The organism is Actinoplanes xinjiangensis, assembly GCF_003148685.1.
In the GTDB taxonomy this organism is placed as follows: domain Bacteria; phylum Actinomycetota; class Actinomycetes; order Mycobacteriales; family Micromonosporaceae; genus Actinoplanes; species Actinoplanes xinjiangensis.
In genome coordinates this window covers 1-1472 of sequence record NZ_QGGR01000079.1, presented here as the reverse complement: position 1 = coordinate 1472, position 1472 = coordinate 1, and the positions used below count along the sequence as shown (strand labels likewise).

The following is a 1472-nucleotide window of genomic DNA, read 5'->3' as shown; positions in this document are numbered from 1 at the left end:
CCCGTTACCTTTTTGATCGTCCCCACCGGGGACTGCTCGGTCGCTCGGTCCGGTATGACTTACTGCCCCTGTCGTACGCATGATCCGGGGGGTGTTGTCGCCGGGCCGGGTGGCGTCGGCAAGACCGCTGATAGGGACCCGGCCACCCGAAGTCTGGGTAGGTCTCTCCGTAACGTGGCTGCCGGCAGTCCGACGCTGTGACCAGCGGCCGAGCCCATGATGGACATCGTGGGAGGCGTGAGCGTGACCACCGAGTACGGCGTGTTCCTGGGGCTGGACGTCGGCAAGTCCGACCACCATGCGGTCGCGCTCGATCCGTCCGGCAAGCGGCTGCACGACGCGGCGCTGCCGAACACCGAGGCCGGGCTGCGGAAACTGTTCGACAAGCTTGGCCGACACGGCAGGATCCTGGCCGTGGTCGACCAGCCTGCCTCGATCGGTGCCCTGCCCGTCGCGGTCGCCCGCGCCTGCGGGCACCAGATCGCGTACCTGCCCGGTCTGGTCATGCGCCGCCTGGCTGACCTGCACCCGGGCACCGCGAAGACCGACGCCCGCGACGCCTACGTGATCGCCGACGCCGCCCGCACCCTGCCGCACACCCTGCGCCGCGTCGACGCCGGCGACGACGCCCTCGCCGAGCTGGAGATGCTGGTCGGCTACGACGACGACCTCGCCGGTGAGGTCACCCGCATCAGCAACCGGATCCGCGGCCTGCTCACCCAGATCCACCCGCCGCTGGAGCGGGTGCTGGGCCCGAAAGTGCAGCATGCCGCAGTGCTGGAACTGTTGTCGCGGTGTGGTGGCCCGGCCGGGCTGCGCAAGGCCGGCCGGTCGAAACTCACCGAGATCGTCAGACCCCGGGCTCCGCGCATGGGTGCCCGCCTGGTCGAGCAGGTCTTCGCCGCTCTGGACGCCCAGACGGTGGTCGTTCCCGGCAGCACCGCGGCCGAGACGATCCTGCCGAGGCTGGCCGACAGCTTGCGTGACCTGCTGAAGCAGCGTGACCAGGTCACCGGCCAGGTTGAAGAGATGCTTGATGCCCACCCTCTTTCCCCGGTCCTGATCTCGATGCCCGGCGTCGGGGTCAGGACCGCAGCCCGGATCCTGCTCGAAGTCGGCGACGTCGCCGCGTTCCCCACCTCCGGCCACCTGGCCGCCTACGCCGGCCTAGCCCCGGTCACCCGCCGTTCCGGCACCAGCATCCGCGGCGAGCACCCACCCAAAGGCGGCAACAAACAACTCAAACGCGCATTCTTCCTGTCCGCGTTCGCCGCCCTGTCCGACCCGGCCAGCCGGACCTACTACGACCGCAAGAGAGCCGAAGGCAAGAAACACAACGCCGCCCTCATCTGCCTCGCCCGACGCCGCATCGACGTCCTACACGCGATGCTCCGCACCACCACCCCCTACCAGCACAAACCGGCAGAGAAAATCGCCCTCGCCGCTTGACAGAAACCATAGGGACACCCCCC

1 protein-coding gene is annotated in these 1472 nt (G+C 69.2%); it reads left to right on the top strand.

Annotation, left to right across the window (positions count from 1 at the left end):
- Positions 1–243 precede the first annotated feature (243 nt).
- Positions 244–1449: an IS110 family RNA-guided transposase gene (locus BC793_RS48565; protein ID WP_203896708.1), complete on the top strand. Its 1206-nt coding sequence runs from the start codon at positions 244–246 to the stop codon at positions 1447–1449.
- Positions 1450–1472: the final 23 nt, after the last annotated feature.